The following is a 20,754-nucleotide window of genomic DNA, read 5'->3' on the forward strand; positions in this document are numbered from 1 at the left end:
GTCACACCACCGCGGCCCGGCTTTGATCAAGGCCGAGCGTCTTGGCGAGCGCGTCCGCCGTGAGGTTGATGCCTATGATAAGGCTGGAGAGCGCCACAACAGGTGCGATCACACCCCATGGGGCCAACGACATATAGACGCGGGCGTCAGAAACCATCAGCCCCCAGTCGGGGCGTGGGGGAGCGACGCCAAAGCCCAGAAAGGACAGCGCGGAAAATCCCAAGAGCATCCAGGACCAGCGCATCGCGCCTTCGACCAGCAACACGTCGGTGACATTGGGCAAGAGTTCGCGGCGCACGATGTCCATCGGGCGGTGACCACGGGCGCGCGCGGCGGCGATGAAATCGCGCGCAACCACCTCATGCGCCGCGGCGCGGGCGACGCGGATCACTGGAATCCCGAAGAAAAACGCCAATGTGGGCATCAGAACCTCGCCGCCGCTGCCAAAGACGGTGATCAGGACCAAGAGCGGAAGGATCCCGGGCAGGGCCAGGAACGCATCGACAAGACGCAGGGTGATGTCGTCCGCCCAACCGCCGCGCAGCCCGAGGTAGACGCCCAGGAGACCGCCCCAGAGGAGCGCTATAGGAGTGGCGATGCCGGTGATCACCAAGGCCTCGCGCCCCCCCAAAAGCACGCGGGTCAGCACGTCGCGGCCCAAGTGATCGGTGCCGAGCCAATGCTCGGACGAGGGGCCCGTGAGGGTCTGGAGCGCGTTCATCTCTTTGTAATCAAAGGGAACTATCCAAGGGCTGATGAGGGCCAGCACAAGATGACTGAGGACCAGGGCAAGCCCGATGGCACCCGAAGGGCGATGCGCCATGGCGCGGAGGATGGCGAAGGTGCGGTTCATCCCCGCCTCATGTGGTGGCTGCGCAGGCGCGGGTTGAGGGCGAGGCTGAGAATGTCGGCGATGAGGTTGATGGCGACATAGGTCGCGGCCACGATAAGGGTGATAGCCTGGACAACGGGCAGGTCACGGCCCGAGATAGAGTCGACAAGCAACCGCCCAAGCCCCGGATAATTAAAGACAACTTCGACCACAACCACCCCGCCCAAGAGCCAAGCCACGGTGAGGGCGATGATGTTGATCGCGGGCAGCAGGGCATTGGGCAGGGCATGGCGAAACACGATCCGCCAATAGGGAACACCCTTGAGCGTGGCCATTTGCACATAGTCGCTGGCCATGGCGTCGATCACGGATGAACGCATCATGCGCATGATGTGCGCCACCATGAGCATGGTCAGAACCACCGCAGCAAGGATAAATTCAGGAAAGAATTCAAGGGGTTGCGCGTCGGCGGGGGTTAGGACGATGGCTGGAACCCAGCCCAGCCAGATGGCAAAGACAAGGATCAGGATGGTGGCGGCGACGAATTCGGGGATGGTCATGGCAAGGATTGCGCCGGTGGAAAACAGAATGTCGACCCAGGTATCACGGCGCAGTCCGGCCACGGTGCCAAGGAAAATAGACAAGGGAATTCCGACACTTAGCGCCCCCGCCGCAAGTAAAAACGAGTTGCGAACGCGGTAGCCGACGAGTTCCGAGATGCTTTCCTGACCATTTGCGGAAATGCCGAAATCGCCCTGTAGCGCGGAGGCCGCCCAAGACATATAGCGAGTGAGCGCGGGCGCATTCAACCCCATGATTTCACGGCATTTTTCCAGTGCCTCGCCATGGGCGTCGCGTTCCAGAACGGCGGTGCAGGCATCGCCGGGCAGGGCCTCGACCCCAAGGAAGATAAGCGCCGAGACCAGCCAGATTGTGACCAGCCCAAGCGCCAACCGCTTGAAAATCAGAGCAAACATCCGTTCTGTCCCCAATCCGGCACAGGTCCCCAGCCTGTGCCTATGCGTAGACTAGACCAGCCGTGGCGCGCCCGTCGAGGATTTCTTGGGGAGTGACCTTACGGAGCTTACAATTTCGCGCGAGTTTTGTAAGGTCGGGCGGTGGTGTCAGACCCCGAGATAGGTATCGGTGAGGTCCGGGGTGAGCGCGCCAAACGGCCCGGCCCAGACGGTGCGCCCTTTTTCAAGGATCACGGCGCTGTCGGCGACGCGCCCGAGTTCGCGGATGGATTTGTCTATCACCAGGAGCGCCATGCCGGTTTCGGATTTGAGGCGGGCCAATGCCGCCCAGATTTCTTGACGCACGACCGGGGCCAGCCCTTCGGTTGCCTCGTCGAGGATGAGGAGGCGGGGATTGGTCATGAGCGCCCTGCCAATCGCCAGCATCTGCTGTTCGCCCCCCGAGAGGGAGGCGGCGATTTGATCCTGACGTTCGGCGAGGCGCGGAAAGAGACGGGTAACCGCGGCCATGTCCCACGGACCGGGGCGGGCGGCGGCGATGAGGTTCTCGCGCACAGTGAGGCCGGCAAAGCAGCGCCGCCCCTCGGGGACAAGGCCGATGCCTGAACGCGCCGCGCGGTGGGCGGGCAGGCGGCTGAGGTCACGCCCGGCAAAGGTGGCGGTGCCGCCGCTCTGGCGGAGGAGGCGGCAGATCACCTTGACGGTGGTGGATTTGCCCATGCCGTTGCGACCCATGAGGGCCACCACCTCGCCTTCGCTGATCGAGAGGTTCACATCGAAGAGCGCCTGACTTGCGCCGTAAGAGGCGGTGATCTGGCTGAGGGACAGAAGCGTCATGGCGCGACCTCATCCGTGTCATCGCCGAGATAGGCGCTGCGCACCTCGGGGTCGCGGCGGATCTCGTCCACGGTGCCGGTGGCGATGATCTGGCCATAAACCAGCACGCTGATCCGGTCGGCGAGGGCAAAGACCGCATCCATGTCATGTTCGACCAGGAGGATCGGGGCCTCGGCGCGCAGACCGTCGAGCAGCGTGGTCAGTGCGCGGGTGCCGTCGGCGCCTAGCCCGGCCATGGGTTCATCCATGAGAAAGGCGCGCGGGCGCAGGGTGAGGGCGATGGCCACCTCCAATTGGCGGCGTTGCCCGTGCGACAGCTCTGCGCAGCGGGTGTTGCGGGCGTCGAGCAGGCCCACGGTTTCGAGTGCCGCCTCGGCGCGGGCGCGCAGATCGGCATCGCGCAGCACGGGGCGCAGGAAGCGCACCACATCGCCGCGCTGGCCAAGCGCGCCAAGCAGGGCGTTTTGCAGCACGGTATAGTCCATCGGCAGGGCCGAAATCTGGAAGGTGCGCGCCATGCCGAGCCGCGCGCGCGCGGCTGTATCAAGGGCGGTCACGTCGCGTCCGTCAAACAGGATGCGGCCTGCGTCAGGGCGCAGCGCGCCGGCGATTTGGGCGATGAGGGTGGATTTGCCCGCGCCATTGGGGCCGATCAGGGCGTGAATCTCGCCGGGTCTGAGATCAAGCGTGATGTCGCGGCTGGCGGTGAGCGCGCCAAAGCTCTTGGTCAGGCCCTGAATATCGAGAATGGGATCAGTCATGCGGCTGTTCCCGTCCGGCGATGAGCCCGTAGAGCCCGCCGCGTGCGAAAAGCACGGTGCCAAGCAGGATCGCGCCCAAGTAGATGTGCCAATAATCGCTGAGCCCGCCGAGGCTGTGTTCGAGCAGGATGAAGAGCGCGGCCCCGGCGACCGGGCCAAAGACACGGCCAACCCCGCCCAAGATCACGAAAACCATGATCTCGCCCGAGGTCTGCCAAGAGAACATCACCGGGCTGACAAAGCGGTTGAGATCGGCAAAAAGCGCGCCGGCAAGCCCGGTGATCGCGCCTGAGAGCGTGAAGGCGATGAGATAGAGGCGGTAGGGGCGGTGGCCAACGGCGGCAACGCGCGCCTCGTTCTGCCGTGCGGCACCCAGCATGAGGCCAAAGTTGGAGCGGGCAAGCCGCGCGGTAAAGACAAGGATCAGCGCCAGAAGCCCATAGCAGAGCGCGAAGAACTGGATCGGGTCCATCGTGTTGAGGCCAGGAAAGCCGTTGCGGACATAGATCGAAAGACCATCCTCGCCGCCGTATGTGGGCCATGAGATCGCGAAGTAGTAGAACATCTGCGAAAAGGCCAAGGTGATCATGATGAAATAGACCCCCGTGGTGCGCAGGGAGAGCGCGCCGACGGCGAGGGCAGCAAGGGCCGAGGTGAGCGTGGCGATGACCCAGATCACCGGCATGGATTTTGTGCCGGGAAATGTCAGGGGCCAGTCAGTGACGCTGGTGTAGGTCTGGGCGTGATAGGCGAGGATGCCCATGGCATAGCCGCCCAGCCCGAAGAAGAGCGCGTGACCAAAGCTGACGAGGCCGCCGAAGCCGAGCGCAATGTTGAGGCCGACCCCGGCGATAGCGAGGATCACCGCGCGGGTGGTGAGGGTGATCAGAAAAGGCTCGTCCATGACCCAAGCGTAGAGGGGGAAGAGCAGAAGTATGGCCATCAGGGCGGCGTTGAGCAGGGTTTCGCGGCTCATGTCGCGGCCCCGAAGAGGCCACGTGGGCGGAAGATCAGCACGCCCGCCATGAGGATATAGATCGCCATGGAGGCGAGAGAGGCGCCGACGGAGTTGGCCGCCGCAGGCTCCATGAAGGTGGCGAAGACGGTTGGAAGAAGGGCGCGGCCCATTGTGTCGGTCAGACCCACGAGGAGCGCGCCGATGAACGCGCCCTTGATCGAGCCGATGCCGCCGATCACGATGACCACGAAGGCAAGGATCAGCACCGGCTCGCCCATGCCGACCTGCACCGATTGCACAGCCCCGATGAGGGCGCCCGCAAAGCCCGCAAGCGCCGCGCCAAGAGCGAAGACGACTGTATAGAGCGCCGAGATATTGACGCCGAGGGCGGCGATCATCTCTCGGTCATTCTCGCCCGCGCGGATGCGGATGCCGAGGCGGGTTTTCGAGATCATGGCAAAGAGCGCGGCGGCGATCACCAGCCCTGCGCCAATCATCGCAAGGCGGTAGCGCGAATAGTCGATGCCAAACGGCAGGCGCAGCGTGCCCGAGAGCCAGTCGGGCGTGTCGAGATAGAGCGGGAATGAGCCAAAGACCCAGCGGGTGCCCTCAGACAGGATCAGGATGAGGGCAAAGGTCGCGAGCACTTGATCGAGGTGGTCGCGGTCATAGAGGCGGCGGATGACGAGCAGTTCAATCAGCACGCCCGCAAGCGCGGCAGCAGCAAGGCTGGCGGCGAGCGCGAGAAGGAAAGAGCCGGTCAGCCCCGCCACCCAAGCTGCCGCAAAGGCACCGATCATGTAGAGCGAGCCATGGGCGAGATTGATAAGTCCCATGACGCCGAAAATGAGCGTGAGCCCGGCCGCCATCAGGAACAGCATCACCCCGAATTGCAGCCCGTTGAGGGCCTGTTCGATGAGCAGGACGGCGGACATTGCCTGTGTCAGACCTTGGGTTTGAGGCCGATACGACGGCCGATGCCGTCGGGGCGGGGCAGGGCAGCGTGCGCCTTGGCCATGGCGGCCACACGCGCCGCGACATCCTCGGGCATGGGCACGACGCGCGGGCCATTGAGATCCACATGCAGGGTCAGCCCTTCGCCCGTGGCGGCAATCCAGCCATCGCTGTGATAGAGTTGCTGAAAGAAGTGAAAGCGCTTGCCATCGTGGTCGAGAAGATAAAAGCTGCTGCGAAGCTGATCGCCCAGTTTCACCTCGCGCAGGTAGCGGATGTGGAATTCGGCGCTGAAGGTGGTGAGGTTGCGGGTGGCGCGATACTCGGGGCCAAAGCCCATCTCCTCGAACGCCTCATCGGCGCAGCGGTCAAAGAGCACGGTGTAATAGCCCATGTTCATATGACCGTTATAGTCGATCCAGCCCTCTTCGACCGGGTGGAAAGCGGAGAGGAAGGGCTGGGCGTCTGGCATCGGGCCTCCGGGCGGTTGGTTTGCCAGTCTTTTAGGGGATTTGCGGCGGGAATGGCAATGGCAAGGGGGCGTTGGCGGTTTCGTGATTTGGATTTCAGCGTTATGTGCTTAGCTGTGCGCAGAGTTGGATCAGCAGGGGAGACGCACGATGATCACACGGCGGGGCGTTTTGGCGGGCGCGGTTCTGGTTGGGGCCGGGGCGGTGGGCTATCTGGTCTGGGGGCGGGGCGGGTTCGAGGAACTGGCGGCGGCCCCGGTTTATGCCCCGGAGGGCGTGGCCTTGGGCGGCACCGATCCGGTGGGGTATTTCAGCGAGGGGCGCCCGGTGGCGGGATCGCCTGCGCATCGTTTCGACTGGAACGGGGCGACATGGCATTTCGCCAGTGCCGAGAACCGCGACGCCTTTGCCGCCGACCCCGCCCGCTACGCGCCGCAATATGGCGGGTTCTGCGCCTGGGCGGTGGCGGAGAAGGGCAAGCTTTACTCCACGCAACCGGAGAATTGGGCGATCGTGGAGGGCAAGCTTTACCTCAATTTCAACGATGACATTCAGGGGAAATGGCAGGCGGATGTGCCGGGGTTCATCGCCCGTGGGGATGAAAGGTGGCCTGAGGTTTTGAAGGGGGAGGGGTGAAGGGGGGGGGCTTAGTGGAGCCTTGGGTTTTATCCGTGTTATGATGGGTTCCAGCCCGGAGCGGTCACGGCGCCTTAGATGCGAATTTGCGACAGCCGGCCTTCGCTGCGCGGATCGTGAACTCACACAATGCGGGCGTTTTCAGACCTTCATGATCTAGGTTCGTTTGTTGCTTCTTTAGCAAGTTTCTGAATCCCCAAACTCGACCGAACATTGCCATTAGCAAGCCTAATCACAGCTTTTCTTACTATTTCGGCATCAATTTCGTTGGCCATTTTTGAGTCTGCGACTCCTTCAAACTCGTAGGGTTCACAAAGAAATACGCTTCGCCGAGAAATGTCGTCTATGTATTGGATAAATCCTGACATTTGCAAAACCGAAGCTGCCCTTTCCAGATCACCATTACACATGTTGTCGAAGGTTCTCATAGGGCCTTTAACGGCATGCAGTTCTTCCCTGTAATGCATCTCAAAAATGCATCGCGCCAGCTCAAGCAGCATGCCTCGTTTTGAATAATCAGGTTTAGGCAGCCAAGAAGGGGAATCCATAATGCAGCTTTATGATCGTGCTTGAGTTCTAAAACAAGCGATACAATGGACTCTCATCCGGCATTCGCAGCACTCAGCTTGAAGGTTCGGTGTCAGGAACCTACCCCAACTTTTGCAAACTCCGCTTCCTGCGCATTGGTGACCTTGGTCCGTAGTGCAGCATTGATGTCGTCATAATATGCGCCGTGGCGGAGTTGCGCTCGGCTGTGTCGTTTTAAATGCTCGCAATCAAGGCACCGTTGGTGCCGCCGCGCAGCGCCCGTCCGCCCCGTCGCACCGAAGGTGCGCCGCTTACGTTTGGCGCGCCTCTGGCGTGGCGGACGGGCACCGCGCGCCGAGACCCCCCTCGCGCCCCCTCTGGGCAGGCGGCTATACGTCGGCGAGGGCCGCATCAATCATTCGGGTCGCCATTTCCTTTGCGATCTGCGCTGCCTCGGGCATGCTGCGCACATGGGCCGTGGAGATGGCTCCTTCTTTGAGCAGGGCCAACTGCTCGGCCAGTTTTTCCGGGGCTGCTGCGCCGGCGTCGGCACACAGCCGTTCGAGATATTTCAGGATGCTCCGCTTGTGTTCGGCGGCAACGCGATGCGCGGGATGCGACGGATCGCTGAATTCTCCGGCGGCATTGATGAAGGCGCAGCCGTGAAAGCCCAATCCCCTGAACGCCCGTCCTTCGAACCAGGTTTCCAGTGCATCGAACATCGCAAGCAGTCGCGCACGCGGCTCTGTTGAAGCCTTTTCCATTTCGCCCATAAGCCAGTTTCGGAACTGTTCGTCTCGCCGGTGCAGCACCGCGAGAATCAGTTCGTCCTTGGACCGGAAGTGGTTGTAGAGCGTCATCTTCGCGACGCCGGATTCTTCCAGAATCTTGTCGATCCCGGTGGCATTGAAGCCGCCCGCGTAAAAAAGTTTCAAGGCAGTTTCTACGAGATCGTCGCGACGGGACTTTGCCATAATATTTAACCTATTCAGACAGTTCTGTCTATATGTGGCAGGGATTGCACAGTATTTCAAGCCATCAAGCCGGGGTATTCCATCAAAAGCAGGAGGTTTTTGAGCTTGCACATAGACAGACCGGTCTTTATATATGCTTGGCATTCGAACCAACCAGAGTGAGACAAACCATGACCCGTATCGACATTCCCTCTTCGATTGAAACCGCTCCGACGGCAGCGCGGCCGCTGCTGGATGCTGTGAAAAAGATGCTCGGCAGCGTGCCCAACCTGTTTCGTATCACCGCCAACAGCCCTGCCGCGCTCGAAGGTTATCTCGGCCTGAACGGCGCGCTCGCCAAGGGCAGTCTCGACGCCAAGACCCGTGAGCGCATCGCGCTGGCCGTGGCGCAGGTGAATGGCTGCGACTACTGCCTTGCCGCCCACAGCTATCTCGGCACGCATGTGGCCAAGCTCGACGCGGCGGAAATCGCCGCCAACCGCGACGCCTCTTCCTTGGACCCAAAGGCCAATGTCGCCGTCGGTTTCGCGGTCAAGCTCGTCATCGAGCGCGGCCATGTCGGTGCCGACGATGTCACCGCGCTCAAGTCTGCGGGCTATACCGAGGCCGAGATCGTGGAGATCGTGGCACATGTCGCGCTCAACACGCTGACCAATTACATCAATTCTGCACTCGATACGCCGATCGATTTCCCGGTGGTCAGCGCCAAGGTGGCCTGATCCCGATGGCGCCCCGGAAGCCCCCATGTGGACCCCTCCCTGTCCTGGCCGGGGCGCCAGAATTTCATCACTTAGGAGAATACCCGATGACACGCCCACCTCTGCCGCCCTTCGACGAAACCGCTGCCATTACCAAGGTCCGCATGGCCGAGGATGGCTGGAACAGCCGTGACCCCGAAAAGGTCGCGCTTGCCTATACGGCCGATTGCCAGTGGCGCAACCGTGCGGAAATCTTTCAGGGCCGTGACCGGATCGTCGATTTCCTCACCCGCAAATGGGCGCGCGAGCTCGATTATCGTCTCATCAAGGAATTGTGGGCCTGGCACGGCAACCGGATCGCCGTGCGGTTCGCCTATGAATACCGCGACGACAGCGGCGCGTGGTTCCGCGCCTATGGCAACGAGAACTGGGAGTTTGCCGAAAACGGCCTGATGCGCCAGCGCATTGCCTCGATCAACGACTTGCCGATCACCGAGCAAGAGCGTCTCTTTCGCTGGCCGCAGGGGCGTCGTCCGGACGATCACCCCGGCCTGTCGGCTCTTGGCCTCTGAGGCGTTGGGCTATGCCCCTCGGAGTCGCCGATCTCGCCTTTGCCCCGACCGTGTGCGGTGAACAGGCGCATCTTGGCTCTGCCGCGCTCTATGGGAGTGCCCCGCCGGCCAACCGCGCGATCATCATTCGTGTCGCTGCCTATAACTGGACCTGCTGTCGGCACACCCCGGAGCGCCGCACCGATGCCGAGCATGGTGTCGAGATTGCCTCGCTTTAGGCCCGGGTCGATGCACTGCAAAGCACATTGACCAAGGCCGGGCTTTTCCCGGCCTGACTGGAAGGATCAAACCCAAGGGCGCAGGCCCAGATTTCAAGCCACGAAGTGGATCATTAAAATGAAAGACAGAAACTCGCTTCTTATCTCTGCCCTTGCCATGGCAATTACCGTCGGCAATGTCGCGATCCCGTCGGTTATGGCAGAGCCAGATCAGGCCCGGATGGCGGTGGCCGACAAGGCCGCCCCCGACCATCACGCGCCGATGAAAACAGCCGCCTGCGCCCTCGCATTGACCGAAATGCCGGCAGATTGACCCCGATTTTGGCACCCCCTGCGAGGGTGCCGATCCCAAAGGAAAGCGGACATCGCTCCCTCTCGCCCGCGGCGTGATCCACGACCGCGACCAGGTGACGGCTGTCTCCTGATGCGGTCGGTGTGATCCCGCCAACCTGGCATTGCGGCAATGACGCCGCGCTGTCCTAACCCCTGAACAGGAGACTGACCATGAAACACGACCATGACCACGACTGCGGCTGCGGGATCACGCACGAGCATGTCGACCTTGCCCGCCGCCGGGTTCTTGCCGGGGCCGCCGCCGGAGTCGCCGCCCTCACCGGTGGTGCCGCCACTGCGGCCACGGACGAGGCGCGCGCCTATTACGCCGACCCCGAGACACCGGGTCTGCCGCAGATCGACATGGAGATCGACCCCGGTCGCACCGCGCTTGTTGTCACTGATCCGCAGATCGACTTTCTGTCCGAGGATGGCGTCACCTGGGGCGTTGTCGGCGAGAGCGTGACCGAGCAGGGCACGGTGGACAATATCGAGCGCCTCTTTGCTGCCGCCAAGGCGGCCGGCATGCCGGTCTTTATCTCGCCCCACTACTATTACCCGCACGATCACAAGTGGCAGTTCGAGGGCACGCTGGAGAAGACCATGCACTCGATCGGCATGTTCGACCGCCTCGGTCCGCTCAACCTCGACAACTTCGAAGGTTCCGGCGCCGACTGGATGCCGCAATACAAGACGTATATCGAGGATGGCGAAACCATCGTCTGTTCGCCCCACAAGATCTATGGCCCCGCGCAGAACGACCTGAACCTGCAACTGCGCAAGCGCGGCATCGACAAGGTCATCCTTGCGGGCATGTCCGCCAACCTCTGCACGCAGGCGCATCTCTACGAGTTGTTGGAGCTTGGGTACGAAGTGGCCGTCGTCCGTGATGCCACGGCAGGGGCCAAGGTGCCCGAGGGCGACGGATATCTCGCCGCCATCATCAATTTCCGCATGGTCGCCAACGGCGTGTGGTGGACGGACGATGCCGTGAAACGCATCGCCGCCGCAGGCTGAGCTTTCTTTCCCATACCCAATCATACAATCAACCCTGAAGGAGACTTGCAATGAAACCTCAACTGATCAAGGACATCGCGAATTGGGCAACCATCCTAACGGTCGCCTCGGCTGCCACGCTTACACTTGCGACATGGGCCTATGCCGCTGACGAATACAACGTTGTCAACGGCTACACCCTTGGGGGGCAACCGCTGGGCCTGCATGGGATCGATCCGGTGTCGATGTTCGGCGACCAGGGGCCGTTGACCGGCGACGCCTCACTCACCGCGAGCCATGACGGTATCGACTATTACTTCGCCTCTGCGGCGGCAAAGCAGGCGTTCGAAGCGAACCCGACAGGCTACCTGCCTCAATTCGGCGGCTTCTGTGCCTTTGGCGTCTTCGTCGGAAAGAAGCTTGATGGTGATGTTCGCTATGCCGATATCGTCGACGGCAAGCTCTATCTCTTCGTGAACGCCGCGATTCTGGCAAAATACCACGAAGACCCCGACGGCGTCATTGCGGGCGCTGAGGCCAATTGGCCCGGGATTTTGCATACCTCTGTGAGCGAACTTTGACGTAGATCGCGACGAAGAGTGGGGCGGCTCATGCAACTGCTTGGGTCGCTCGCCACGCCGCCGGTGATGGATGACGGACGTTCGCGGTTTGCGCAGCGAATGACCACGGTCCGGCCGCCACTTGGCGATGCGGCAACGTTCTACCTAGGCCATAGTGGCAGTCGCCCAAACGGCCGAATGCCACGTTGCAGCTTGGCTGAACCGGGCCTTTGGCTTCTAGCGCAGAATTCTGCAGCTCAGAGGTCCGCAGAGCGGGACAAAGGGGTCACTGGACTCTTTAATCTGTACGGCGGGTCTAGGGTATTACGGAAGTGGCGAAAAACTCCTCGAGCAGGATGCGGAAGTTCGCACCACCGAAAGAATGTTGGATATCTGAATCGGGCAAAGTCGGGAATTAGATTGATCTAATGCGCGGCTCGCCACTCTGGTAGAGGTTGAAGACATATGCGTGGACGGTGACGCGGCGTCCTGCATCTTCCTCGCTTCGCATTTGCATTCGCCATTCACCGGCTTCATTGCAGGGTAAGTCACGCATGAACAATGGGTGCGCCCTTAGGGTTTCGGGCATTGCCTCAAGAATTTTGGTGAAATCCTTGTTCTTCGAATTGAACATGATTAGCGCTGCCTTGCTGTCGCGCCATGTCAAATAGCCGAGCAACTGATCGAGTGCCGCTGTCAAGCCAGCCGGACCGGACCATAGCTTGCACTCTCCGACAAAGGCGGCGCGGTTGTCTTGCTCTATGCAAATGTCCGTCTTGCCCTTGCCTCGAAATGCCTCGCCCACCGCGTCTCCTTGAAAATGACCGTTGAGCTGGGCCAGAACGATGTTGCGGAGGTCTTCCTCGCCGTGAACAGCATAGGTGCTTGGCGTGCGTTCAAAGGTGCGTCCTTGATGGCGAATGAAGCGCAAAATTTGTTCGTAGGCTTCGTCAGTGATGCCCGGTTCAGGAACTAGCCCCGTCTTCGGCGGCACGGGCAGCCTCGGGGGCTTGCGAACCTCGATCTTCACTGGGGCGATTGATGGCGCTCCCGGTTTCGCTGCGAGAGGAATGTCTAGTAGGGCGGCGATGTTGCCATGGCGCCCCAAGCGATCGCGCCTATGAGTAACAGCGCTTCGTATTAGATTCGGCAGGCTAGCGTTATAGCTCTCGATCTGTTTCTGAGAGCGCTCAACATACTCCCGGATCAATTTGATCTCACGGTCGTAAGACGACTTGAACGTATTGGGGTCGGCGTCATGCGGCTGCGAAATTGTCAATTTCAAGTGGCCGCGCTGAACGTCTGCTCTCGGAAAGGCGGTAGACCACGGGTTAGTGCGATATCGAAATATCCATTCTTCACCTGTGAATGGAATGGTGATGTCCACTCGCGTCCCGGGAATGTGGAAAGGTCCACCCCCTCTACTGAAATATCCATTTTTGTCTCCCGAAACGTCAATTTGCGTCTCGGTCTGGTTCATTGACTTTGCTTCTTCGTGCAGCACCAATGGCTCCACATGGAGGGAGGCCGCAATGTACTCAATTAATTCCTCGTCGCTGGAAACAAGAAATTGATCTTTGGGCACCCCATCTACTGCCCCAGAGACATGACCTTGGCGCGCACGGAGCTGTCCATCCAAATCGTCTTCGAAAAATAGTGTGTTCCGATCTCGCATGAGTTCTCACTAGCAGCTTTGTTTGTGTCTCGGATAGAAAAGAATGTAGCACCCGTGTCGATGAATGGCAGCTTGGTCCGTCCTTCTTACCGAAAAGTCAGCTTTCGTCGCTTTGCCGCATTTTGTGTGATGTGCAGCATCGGTCAAAATGGGCTCCAAGCCGACTTTGGATGCGACGCAGCATTGGTTTCAGGAGGCTTTATCCGCGTCGGGTTGTCGATGTGGGAGGGCGTGGTGGACTGGAGGGTCCATCAGGGAAGCACCAAACTTGTCCGCCCCTCACGCCCAAGGCCCACGTCCCCTCCGCTCGCCTGCCATCTCGCGCAGGGCGCGGATGCGATTGGCGGGGTTGGGGTGGGTGGAGAAGAGCCGGTCATGGGCATGGGCGTGCAGCGGGTTGATGATGAACATATGCGCCGTGGCGGGGTTACGCTCGGCGGTGTCGTTGTCGATGCGCTGGGCCAGCCCTGAAATCCTTTCCAGCGCGGAGGCGAGCCAGAGCGGGTTGCCGCAGATCTCGGCGCCGATGCGGTCGGCCTCGTATTCGCGGCTGCGGCTGATCGCCATTTGCACGAGGCCCGCCGCGAGGGGGGCGAGGATCATCAAGGCCAGCGTGCCGATCAGACCCATGCCATTGTTGCGGTTGCCGCCCATGAACATCGCGAAATTGGCGAGCATCGAGATGGCGCCCCGCAAAGGTCGCGGTCACGGTCATGATCGTGGTGTCGTGGTTGCGGATATGGGCCAGCTCATGCGCCATGACGGCGGCGATTTCCTCTCGGCTGAGGCTGCGCAGGAGGCCGGTGGTGGCGGCGACGGCGGCATTGGCGGGGTTGCGCCCGGTGGCAAAGGCATTGGGCTGATCATTGTCGAGGAGATAGACCGCCGGGCGCGGCATCTGCGCAGCATCCGCCATGTCATGCACCATTTGCGTGAGTGCTACGCCCTCTGGACCCGAGGCAGGGCGGGCGTTGTGCATGCGCAGGACCATGCGATCGGAATTCCACCAGCTAAAGGCGTTCATGGCAAGTGCCACGATCAGCGCCACCATCGCCCCGCCCATGCCCCCCAAGAGCGCGCCGATGCCCAGAAAGAGCGCGGTCATCGCCGCCATCAGAATGCCAGTGCGCAGATAGCCCATCGGATTTCCCCCATGTTTCTGCGCCAAATATGGCGGTTGGCACGGCGCTTGCAAGTCTCTGACGGGAGGCCGTGTTACGTAAAATTCGAAGCGTTTGGCGTGTGCGCGTTAAATGGCTCTTGAGAATTCGGGTGCCAGTCTCTCTGCAAAGCTGCACGGAGACTTGCTATGGCCACAGCCTCGGAACTGCCGATTGATACCTCTGCCAGCGCGATGGACATGGCCGTGGCCATGTTTGGCCATGGCATCACGATCGTTTCTGCCAGCTATACGGGGGCGGCCAGCGCCTCGGGGATCTATAGCGATGGCGACACGGTTTCGCCGGATCTGACGCCGTCCGATACGGGCGTGATCCTGTCCACGGGCAGTGCGACGGATGTCACCAATGAGCCCGGTCTGCTGAACCTCTTGGCTGATCCGAACCTCTCTGCCGAAACCTCGACCGATCATGCTTTGGCGGGGGATGCGGACATGACGGCAATCTCGGGGCAGGAGACCTTTGACGCGGCGGTTTTTGAGGCGGAGTTTATCCCCGAAGGCAGCACGTTGACGATGCAGATCGTGTTCTCCTCCGAGGAGTATCTGGAGTATGTGAACGCCGGGTTCAACGATGCGGTGGGCGTCTGGGTCAACGGGGTGCAGGCCGAGTTGACGGTGGGCACGGGCGATATCACGATCAACAACATCAATGATGTGTCCAATGCCAATCTCTATATGGACAACTCCACCCTATCGAACGCCTATAATACCGAGATGGACGGGTTCACGGTCACGCTCACGCTCAAGGCGCCGGTGGTGGCAGGTGAGGTGAACACCATCAAGATCGGCATCGCCGATGGTGGCGATGGGGCGCTGGACAGCAATCTGTTGATCGCCGGGAACTCGATCCAGACGTCGTTGATTGCCGAGGATGACGTGATTGACGTGACCCGGTTTGCGCCGGTGGAAACCGACCTGCTGGCCAATGATACGAGTGCGGTGGGCGGGACGCTGACCATAACCGAGGTCAACGGTCAGCCGGTGGTCGTGGGCGATACGATCACGCTTGCCACGGGCGAGACGCTTCAGATGACGGCGACGGGGTTTGTACTTGTGACCTCTGCCGAGGCGGTGGGTACGTCCAACGTGCTGTCCTATACGGTGGCCGATGAGTTCGGCAATACCGATGTGGGCTTTATCACGCTGAACACGGTGGCGCCCTGCTTTACCGAAGGCACGCTGATCGACACGCCCAAGGGGCCGGTTGCGATCGAAGCGCTGCGCCCCGGCGATCTGGTGCAGACGCTGGATCATGGGCCGCAGCCCCTGCGCTGGATCGGGCGGAGCCCGAGGCGGGCGCGGGGCGGGGATGCGCCGGTGGCGCTGGCCGCCAATGCGCTGGGGCGGCACGCGGCACTGGAACTGTCGGCCAATCACCGTATCCTCGTGGCCTCGCCGCAGGCGGAATTGCTGTTTGGCACGCATCAGGTGCTGGTCAAGGCGGCGGCGTTGGTCAATGACCACTCCATCACGCGGCGCTGTGACGGTGCGCCGGTGGTCTATGTGCATCTGCTATTCGACCGGCATGAAATCGTGCGCGGCAATGGGTTATGGAGTGAGAGCTATCATCCCGGTCCGATGACGCAGGGCAGTTTCGATGCCGAGACAGAGGCGGAATTGCACAGGCTTTTCCCCGAGGTTTTCGCGTCGGGGGCTGCGGGCTATGGGCCGAGCGCGCGCTCTGGTCTGCGCTCACATGAGGCGCAGGTGTTGGTTGACGCGATGCGCTGAGGCGGAGCGAAAGGGGCTTTCGCGCGTCTGTGCAGCGGCTAGGATGCGGGCATGATCATCTCGCCCGGACGCAATTATATCTTTGTGCATATTCCCAAGACCGGCGGCACCGCGCTGGCGATGGCGCTGGAAGCGCGCGCGCAGGCGGAGGATATTCTGATCGGCGATACACCCAAGGCGCGGCGCAGGCGGGCGCGGTTGAAGGGCCTGCAAGCGCGCGGGCGGCTGTGGAAACATTCGACGCTGAGCGACATCGACGGGCTGGTGAGCGCCGAGCGGGTGGCGGCGGCCTTTACCTTTACGCTGGTGCGCAACCCTTGGGACCGGATGGTGAGCTATTATCACTGGCTGCGCGGGCAGGATTTCGATCACCCGGCGGTGCATCTGGCCAAGGACCGCGATTTCATTGGCTTTCTGGCGGCGCCCGAGACGCAGGCCGCGCTGCGCGCGACCCCGGCGCGGCACTATATGACGGCGGCGGACGGGCGCGAATATTGTCGGCTCTTTATCCGGCTCGAGCATTTGGAAGAGGATGCAGCACCGCTCTGGGCGCGTCTGGGATTCACGCTGGAGGTGGCCCCGGCCAATCGGTCGGAGAGGGGACCATATGCCGAGTATTATGACGCCCGCGCGGTGCAGATCGTGGCGGACTGTGCCGCCGAGGACATCGCACGATTCGGCTATCGGTTCTAAGCGCCGCTGATAAGTTCGCGAGATTGCGTGGGCTTTAAATGCCAATCGTGCGGCTTTGACGGTGTTGTCCACCCTGCCGCGACGGTGCCATAATCCTGCCTGAATTCGAGCAAAAACGGGTCACGTTAACCATGGCTTAGTCAACCCGTCGGAGTGTGGACCTGTTGGCAAAACACGACTGGTTGCAACGGAAAGGGAACGACAGAGGTATGCTGGGTTGGTTTGGCATCAGTGAACGCGGGGCGGCGCGGACGCTAGAAGCGGAGCCGGTAGGTGTGCAAAGTGGCCTCTTGAGCGGAACGCGGGTGGCCACGGGCCATGGCTGGCGTCCGGTTCAGGCGCTCTGCGCTGGCGACCGCGTCGTGACCTTTGACGCGGGCGTGCAACCGATCTGCGGTGTGTCGCGGCATCCGGTCTGGACGGGCGAGAGCGCCTGTCCGTCGCGGTTCTGGCCACTGGAGGTCGGACGCGGGGTGTTGGGCAATCGTGCGCCGTTGCGCGTGATGCCACATCAGGTGCTGATGGTTGAGAGCGATATGGCCGAGACGCTGTGGGGAGATCCCTTTGCGCTCTTGCCCGGTGTGGCCCTGGAGGCGGCACCGGGGGTTGCGCGGGTGATGCCCGATCCGGGGGCCGAGGTGGTCATGCTGCATTTCGAGAGCGAGCAGGTGATTTTCGCGGAGAACGGCCTGATGGCGCTGTGCCCGGCGTCTTGCAACCTGCTGGACTATGCGCAAGAGCGCGCGGGGCCACGCTATGATGTGTTGCCGCTGACCGAGGCGCGGGGGCTGGTTCTGGCCATGGCGCGGATGAACGGTCTGACAGCGGCCCCGCGCGATGCGGCCCTCTCTGACCCTTGGGTTCGGGCCTGAGCGGGGATAGCGCGTCCTGATTTGATCAAATTATGTTTCGGGGCTGGTGTTTCCCGGATCGGCACAGCAATGTCAGCGGTGTTGACCTGTCTGCCGGGAGGGCACCATGTCTGAGGACCGTATTCGCATTGCCATCAACGGGTTTGGCCGGATTGGCCGTACCATCCTGAGGATTCTGATGCGCGAGGGGGCGGCGTTCGAACTGGTCTGCATCAACGATATCGAACCGCTCGAGACTTGCGCCTATCTATTCCAGTACGACAGCGTGTTTGGTCCGTGGCCCGGCGTGGTCACGACGCGGCCCGGTGCTCTGGTGGTGGATGGGCAGGACATCCCGTTTCATGCGGCGCGCGATCTGAGTACGCTGGATCTGAGCGGGGTCGATCTTGTGCTGGAATGCACCGGCATGGGGGGCACACGCGCCGTGGCCGAGCGCGGATTGCAGGCGGGTGCGCGAGCGGTTCTGGTCTCTGGCCCTTCGGCGGAGGCGGATGTGACGGTGGTGATCGGGGCCAACGAGGGCGATTTGGGCGATCACCGGATCATTTCCAACGCGTCCTGCACCACCAATGCGTTGGCCCCTCTGGCGCGGATATTGGATGAGGCCTATGGCATTGTCAGCGGGCAGATGACGACGGTGCATTGCTATACCGGCAGTCAGCCCACGGTGGACAAGCCGCGCGATGCGCCCGAACGCAGCCGCGCCGCAGCATTGTCGATGGTGCCCACGACGACAAGCGCGCAGCATCAGACGGGGTTGGTTCTGCCCGGTCTCAAGGGGCGGATCGAGGCGCGGGCCATCCGCGTGCCGGTGGCGAGCGTGTCCTGCATTGATCTGGTGGTGCAACTGCGCGCCGATGTGACGGCGGAGGGGGTCAATGCCCACATGCAAGAGGCGGCGGCGCGGCATGGTTGGCTGGGTTGGACCGAGGCGCCGCTGGTGTCGTCGGACCTGCGCGCGCGCCCCGAAAGCCTGATCGTGGCAGGGCCGCAGACCTCGGTTTCGGTCGGCGGGTTGCTGCGGGTCTTTGGCTGGTATGACAATGAGTGGGGATTTTCCTGCCGCATGCTGGATATGGCACGGCTGATCGGGCGGCGGGGCTAAGCCGCCGCCCTAGGCTCATTTTCGCAGGGTGACGTTGCTAAAGCCCATGGCACGCAGGCGGTCGGCCCCGGCGTTGAGTTGCGATTGCGTGGCAAAGGGACCGGCGAGGACAAGCGTCAGCGTGCGCCCGTCGCGCGTGACGCTGCCGCGCCGCGCCGGAAGCCCGGAGGCGGCGATGCGCTGGGCTGCGGCCTGTGCCTGTGCCGGATCAGCAAAGAGACCGGCCTGCGCATAGCGGTGGCTGGGCGCGCTTGGGGCGTCCTTGGCGGGCGTCGAGCGGGTCGAGACCGTGGCGCGCGGCGCGGGTTGCGTTGTGGCCTGCGCCAATTGCCGGGCCGTGATCGGGGCCGGGACATAGCGGCCTTGGGTGGCAACGGTGACACCGGCGGCGCGCTGCGCCTCGAAGCTGGTATAGGGCGGTTGCAGGCCGGGATATTGGTGGATCACGTCGGCCCCGGTGCGCCGGTCAATAAGGCGCTGCGGCACGGTATTGGTCCACATCAGCAGCATCTGGTCGCGCCCTTCGAAGGTCTGGTGCGCGCGGTAGGGGTTGAGGCGGTCATCCTCCCACACCGGCTGCATGCCGGGAGGGACAGAGATTCCGGCAAGGCTGGCCTTTTGGCTGGCATAGACGCGGGCCGGGGCGATGCGGGTAAAGGGCGGCACGGTTTCAGGCGTGGCCGGGGTGCCGGGACGCGGCGCAAGCGAACGGCTGCCGCCTTTGCCATAGGTCACATGTGCCGATTTTTGCGGGCCGCAGCGCACCGGAGAGCCCTTGTGCTGGACGGTGTAGGCGGCGGAGATCGGGCTCAGGTTGGCGCAGGCGCTGCGTGCGGGATCCGGTTGGGTCAGGCGCACGGCGCGGGCAGAGGGGGCAGGGGCCGGTTTGGTCGCGGCAGGGCGCAGGGCCACAGGGCGCGGATCGGCCTCGGGGCGCAGGGCGCTGAGAGGTGCGCCAGACGCCACCTGGACCGGAGCGGTGCGACGCTGTGTCTGAGCTGTGGCGACCGGGGCCGGTTGCCGGATTGCGCGGCGGGGCAGGGGCGGGCGCGGGTGCCGTGGCGACGCGGGGTGCTACGGGGACAGGCGTTGTGCGGGCTGGCGGCGTAGGTTTGGGGGCGGGTTGTGCCACGGGCTGCGTGGCGGCCTGCGCACTCGGGGCAAGGCTGGGTTGGAAGCCGCAGAGCTGATCGCGGCCCCGCGTAATGCGTGGAACCCATGTGACGTTTCCGGCAACGCCGGCGCGCACGAACACGCAACCGGCGCTATCGACATATTGCCGACCCTGATAGCTGCTGGGCGGGAATTCGGCCGGTTCTGCAGGAGTGCGCAGGGTCTGCGCGGACAGATCGACCGTGCCAAGCAGCAGGACGGTCGACGCCAGAATGGCAAGTGGTGAAAGTCTCATTACGCCCCCAACATCAATTGGAGGCAGGTTGCCTTATTTTTGCTGTTTAGTAAACAGTAATTGGCCTATTTAGTGCCGAACATCCGGTCACCCGCATCCCCTAGTCCTGGCAGGATATAACCTTTGTCATTCAAGCGCTTGTCTAGGGCGGCGGTGACGACGGGCACATCGGGATGCGCCTCTTGCATGCGCTCGACACCTTCGGGAGCTGCAAGCAGGCAGAGAAAGCGGATGTCGCGGGCGCCTGCCTCTTTCAGCATGGTCACGGCGGCGGCAGAGGAATTGCCGGTGGCCAGCATCGGATCGACAACAATCGAGAGGCGTTCACCAAGCTGATCCGGCACCTTGAAGTAGTATTTCACCGGCTGAAGCGTGGCCTCGTCGCGGTAGAGGCCAACAAAGCCCACGCGCGCAGAGGGGATCAACTCTAGCATGCCATCGAGCAGGCCGTTGCCAGCGCGCAGGATCGAGATGAGCGCGAGTTTGCGCCCGGCGAGGACTGGCGCGTCCATTTCCATCAGGGGCGTGTCGATGGCGCGGGTGGTCATCGGCAATTCGCGTGTGATCTCATAGGCGAGCAACTGGCTGATTTCGCGCAGGAGTTGGCGGAAGACGGCCGTGGAGGTTTCCTTTTGCCGCATCAGGGTCAGCTTGTGCTGAACGAGCGGGTGGTCGACGACGGTGAGATTCGGGAACATGGCGGGCCTCTTGCGCTGCGGTGGGGATTGTCATTCCAGAAAAAGCGCCCGAGGGCAACGCCGGGATGTGGGCGCGCAATCGGGATTG

General features: G+C 62.3%; 23 protein-coding genes and 1 pseudogene. 11 read left to right on the plus strand and 13 right to left on the minus strand.

The window, feature by feature from the left end:
• Position 1: 1 nt before the first annotated feature.
• The 7 genes from ROSMUC_RS06170 to ROSMUC_RS06200 form a co-directional block, all read right to left on the minus strand.
• Positions 2–853 (minus strand): ABC transporter permease, encoded by an 852-nt coding sequence (locus ROSMUC_RS06170; RefSeq protein ID WP_037270703.1) that lies wholly within the window; start codon positions 851–853, stop codon positions 2–4.
• Positions 850–1,809, minus strand: coding sequence for an ABC transporter permease (locus ROSMUC_RS06175; protein WP_037270705.1), 960 nt, complete (start codon positions 1,807–1,809; stop codon positions 850–852). Before ROSMUC_RS06175 ends, ROSMUC_RS06170 begins: the two co-directional genes overlap by 4 nt.
• A gap of 147 nt (positions 1,810–1,956) precedes the next feature.
• Positions 1,957–2,646 (minus strand): ABC transporter ATP-binding protein, encoded by a 690-nt coding sequence (locus tag ROSMUC_RS06180; protein WP_037270708.1) that lies wholly within the window; start codon positions 2,644–2,646, stop codon positions 1,957–1,959.
• On the minus strand, positions 2,643–3,407 hold the full coding sequence (locus tag ROSMUC_RS06185) for an ABC transporter ATP-binding protein (RefSeq protein WP_037270711.1): 765 nt from the start codon (positions 3,405–3,407) through the stop codon (positions 2,643–2,645). The genes ROSMUC_RS06180 and ROSMUC_RS06185 overlap by 4 nt, the downstream gene beginning before the upstream one ends.
• The gene (locus ROSMUC_RS06190) at positions 3,400–4,383 is read right to left on the minus strand and encodes a branched-chain amino acid ABC transporter permease (protein ID WP_037270714.1); all 984 of its coding nucleotides are present in this window, start codon (positions 4,381–4,383) and stop codon (positions 3,400–3,402) included. The genes ROSMUC_RS06185 and ROSMUC_RS06190 overlap by 8 nt, the downstream gene beginning before the upstream one ends.
• Positions 4,380–5,300, minus strand: coding sequence for a branched-chain amino acid ABC transporter permease (locus tag ROSMUC_RS06195; protein WP_037270716.1), 921 nt, complete (start codon positions 5,298–5,300; stop codon positions 4,380–4,382). Before ROSMUC_RS06195 ends, ROSMUC_RS06190 begins: the two co-directional genes overlap by 4 nt.
• 8 nt (positions 5,301–5,308) lie before the next feature.
• Positions 5,309–5,791 carry a thioesterase family protein gene (locus ROSMUC_RS06200; protein WP_037270717.1) on the minus strand — a complete coding sequence of 161 codons (483 nt, stop codon included), beginning with the start codon at positions 5,789–5,791 and terminating at the stop codon, positions 5,309–5,311.
• 148 nt (positions 5,792–5,939) lie between these two features.
• Between ROSMUC_RS06200 and ROSMUC_RS06205 the strand changes: the two genes are divergently transcribed.
• Positions 5,940–6,425, plus strand: a complete 486-nt coding sequence (locus ROSMUC_RS06205) for a YHS domain-containing (seleno)protein (protein ID WP_037270718.1) — start codon at positions 5,940–5,942, stop codon at positions 6,423–6,425.
• A gap of 149 nt (positions 6,426–6,574) precedes the next feature.
• On the opposite strand, the gene ROSMUC_RS20825 is transcribed toward ROSMUC_RS06205, so the two are convergent.
• Entirely contained in the window at positions 6,575–6,925 is a 351-nt protein-coding gene (locus tag ROSMUC_RS20825; RefSeq protein WP_146005675.1) for a hypothetical protein, read from the minus strand.
• Positions 6,926–7,342: 417 nt separating this feature from the next.
• Positions 7,343–7,927 carry a TetR/AcrR family transcriptional regulator gene (locus ROSMUC_RS06210; protein ID WP_037270720.1) on the minus strand — a complete coding sequence of 195 codons (585 nt, stop codon included), beginning with the start codon at positions 7,925–7,927 and terminating at the stop codon, positions 7,343–7,345.
• 170 nt (positions 7,928–8,097) lie between these two features.
• Between ROSMUC_RS06210 and ROSMUC_RS06215 the strand changes: the two genes are divergently transcribed.
• From ROSMUC_RS06215 to ROSMUC_RS06235, 6 genes are all read left to right on the plus strand, one after another.
• Complete coding sequence (locus tag ROSMUC_RS06215) at positions 8,098–8,646, plus strand: carboxymuconolactone decarboxylase family protein (RefSeq protein WP_037270721.1); 549 nt, start codon at positions 8,098–8,100, stop codon at positions 8,644–8,646.
• 86 nt (positions 8,647–8,732) lie between these two features.
• On the plus strand, positions 8,733–9,197 hold the full coding sequence (locus tag ROSMUC_RS06220; protein WP_037270722.1) for a nuclear transport factor 2 family protein: 465 nt from the start codon (positions 8,733–8,735) through the stop codon (positions 9,195–9,197).
• A gap of 11 nt (positions 9,198–9,208) precedes the next feature.
• Complete coding sequence (locus ROSMUC_RS06225) at positions 9,209–9,415, plus strand: hypothetical protein (protein WP_037270730.1); 207 nt, start codon at positions 9,209–9,211, stop codon at positions 9,413–9,415.
• A gap of 157 nt (positions 9,416–9,572) precedes the next feature.
• Positions 9,573–9,728: a hypothetical protein gene (locus ROSMUC_RS20830; protein ID WP_206018428.1), complete on the plus strand. Its 156-nt coding sequence runs from the start codon at positions 9,573–9,575 to the stop codon at positions 9,726–9,728.
• Positions 9,729–9,919: 191 nt separating this feature from the next.
• Positions 9,920–10,765 (plus strand): cysteine hydrolase family protein, encoded by an 846-nt coding sequence (locus ROSMUC_RS06230; protein ID WP_037270733.1) that lies wholly within the window; start codon positions 9,920–9,922, stop codon positions 10,763–10,765.
• Between the two features lie 50 nt (positions 10,766–10,815).
• Positions 10,816–11,325 carry a YHS domain-containing (seleno)protein gene (locus ROSMUC_RS06235; RefSeq protein WP_052115265.1) on the plus strand — a complete coding sequence of 170 codons (510 nt, stop codon included), beginning with the start codon at positions 10,816–10,818 and terminating at the stop codon, positions 11,323–11,325.
• A 394-nt stretch (positions 11,326–11,719) separates the two neighbouring features.
• On the opposite strand, the gene ROSMUC_RS06240 is transcribed toward ROSMUC_RS06235, so the two are convergent.
• The gene (locus ROSMUC_RS06240; protein ID WP_206018429.1) at positions 11,720–12,943 is read right to left on the minus strand and encodes a hypothetical protein; all 1,224 of its coding nucleotides are present in this window, start codon (positions 12,941–12,943) and stop codon (positions 11,720–11,722) included.
• 315 nt (positions 12,944–13,258) lie between these two features.
• A pseudogene (gene htpX, locus ROSMUC_RS06245) lies at positions 13,259–14,120 on the minus strand (zinc metalloprotease HtpX).
• A 168-nt stretch (positions 14,121–14,288) separates the two neighbouring features.
• Between htpX and ROSMUC_RS06250 the strand changes: the two are divergent.
• The 4 genes from ROSMUC_RS06250 (at position 14,289) to ROSMUC_RS06265 (ending at position 18,560) form a co-directional block, all read left to right on the plus strand.
• Positions 14,289–15,890 carry a choice-of-anchor L domain-containing protein gene (locus ROSMUC_RS06250; protein ID WP_037270737.1) on the plus strand — a complete coding sequence of 534 codons (1,602 nt, stop codon included), beginning with the start codon at positions 14,289–14,291 and terminating at the stop codon, positions 15,888–15,890.
• Positions 15,891–15,941: 51 nt separating this feature from the next.
• Complete coding sequence (locus tag ROSMUC_RS06255) at positions 15,942–16,583, plus strand: sulfotransferase family 2 domain-containing protein (protein WP_037270740.1); 642 nt, start codon at positions 15,942–15,944, stop codon at positions 16,581–16,583.
• A gap of 209 nt (positions 16,584–16,792) precedes the next feature.
• Positions 16,793–17,455, plus strand: coding sequence for a Hint domain-containing protein (locus tag ROSMUC_RS06260; protein ID WP_037270743.1), 663 nt, complete (start codon positions 16,793–16,795; stop codon positions 17,453–17,455).
• 106 nt (positions 17,456–17,561) lie between these two features.
• On the plus strand, positions 17,562–18,560 hold the full coding sequence (locus ROSMUC_RS06265; RefSeq protein ID WP_037270745.1) for a type I glyceraldehyde-3-phosphate dehydrogenase: 999 nt from the start codon (positions 17,562–17,564) through the stop codon (positions 18,558–18,560).
• 15 nt (positions 18,561–18,575) lie between these two features.
• Here the strand turns inward: ROSMUC_RS06265 and ROSMUC_RS06270 are convergent, their stop codons facing one another.
• Positions 18,576–19,526 (minus strand): SPOR domain-containing protein, encoded by a 951-nt coding sequence (locus ROSMUC_RS06270; RefSeq protein ID WP_245875128.1) that lies wholly within the window; start codon positions 19,524–19,526, stop codon positions 18,576–18,578.
• Positions 19,527–20,033: 507 nt separating this feature from the next.
• A complete protein-coding gene (gene upp / locus ROSMUC_RS06275; protein WP_037270748.1) occupies positions 20,034–20,666 on the minus strand; it encodes a uracil phosphoribosyltransferase in 633 nt (210 codons plus the stop codon).
• Positions 20,667–20,754: the final 88 nt, after the last annotated feature.

It is taken from the genome of Roseovarius mucosus DSM 17069 (assembly GCF_000768555.3).
Taxonomy (GTDB): domain Bacteria; phylum Pseudomonadota; class Alphaproteobacteria; order Rhodobacterales; family Rhodobacteraceae; genus Roseovarius; species Roseovarius mucosus.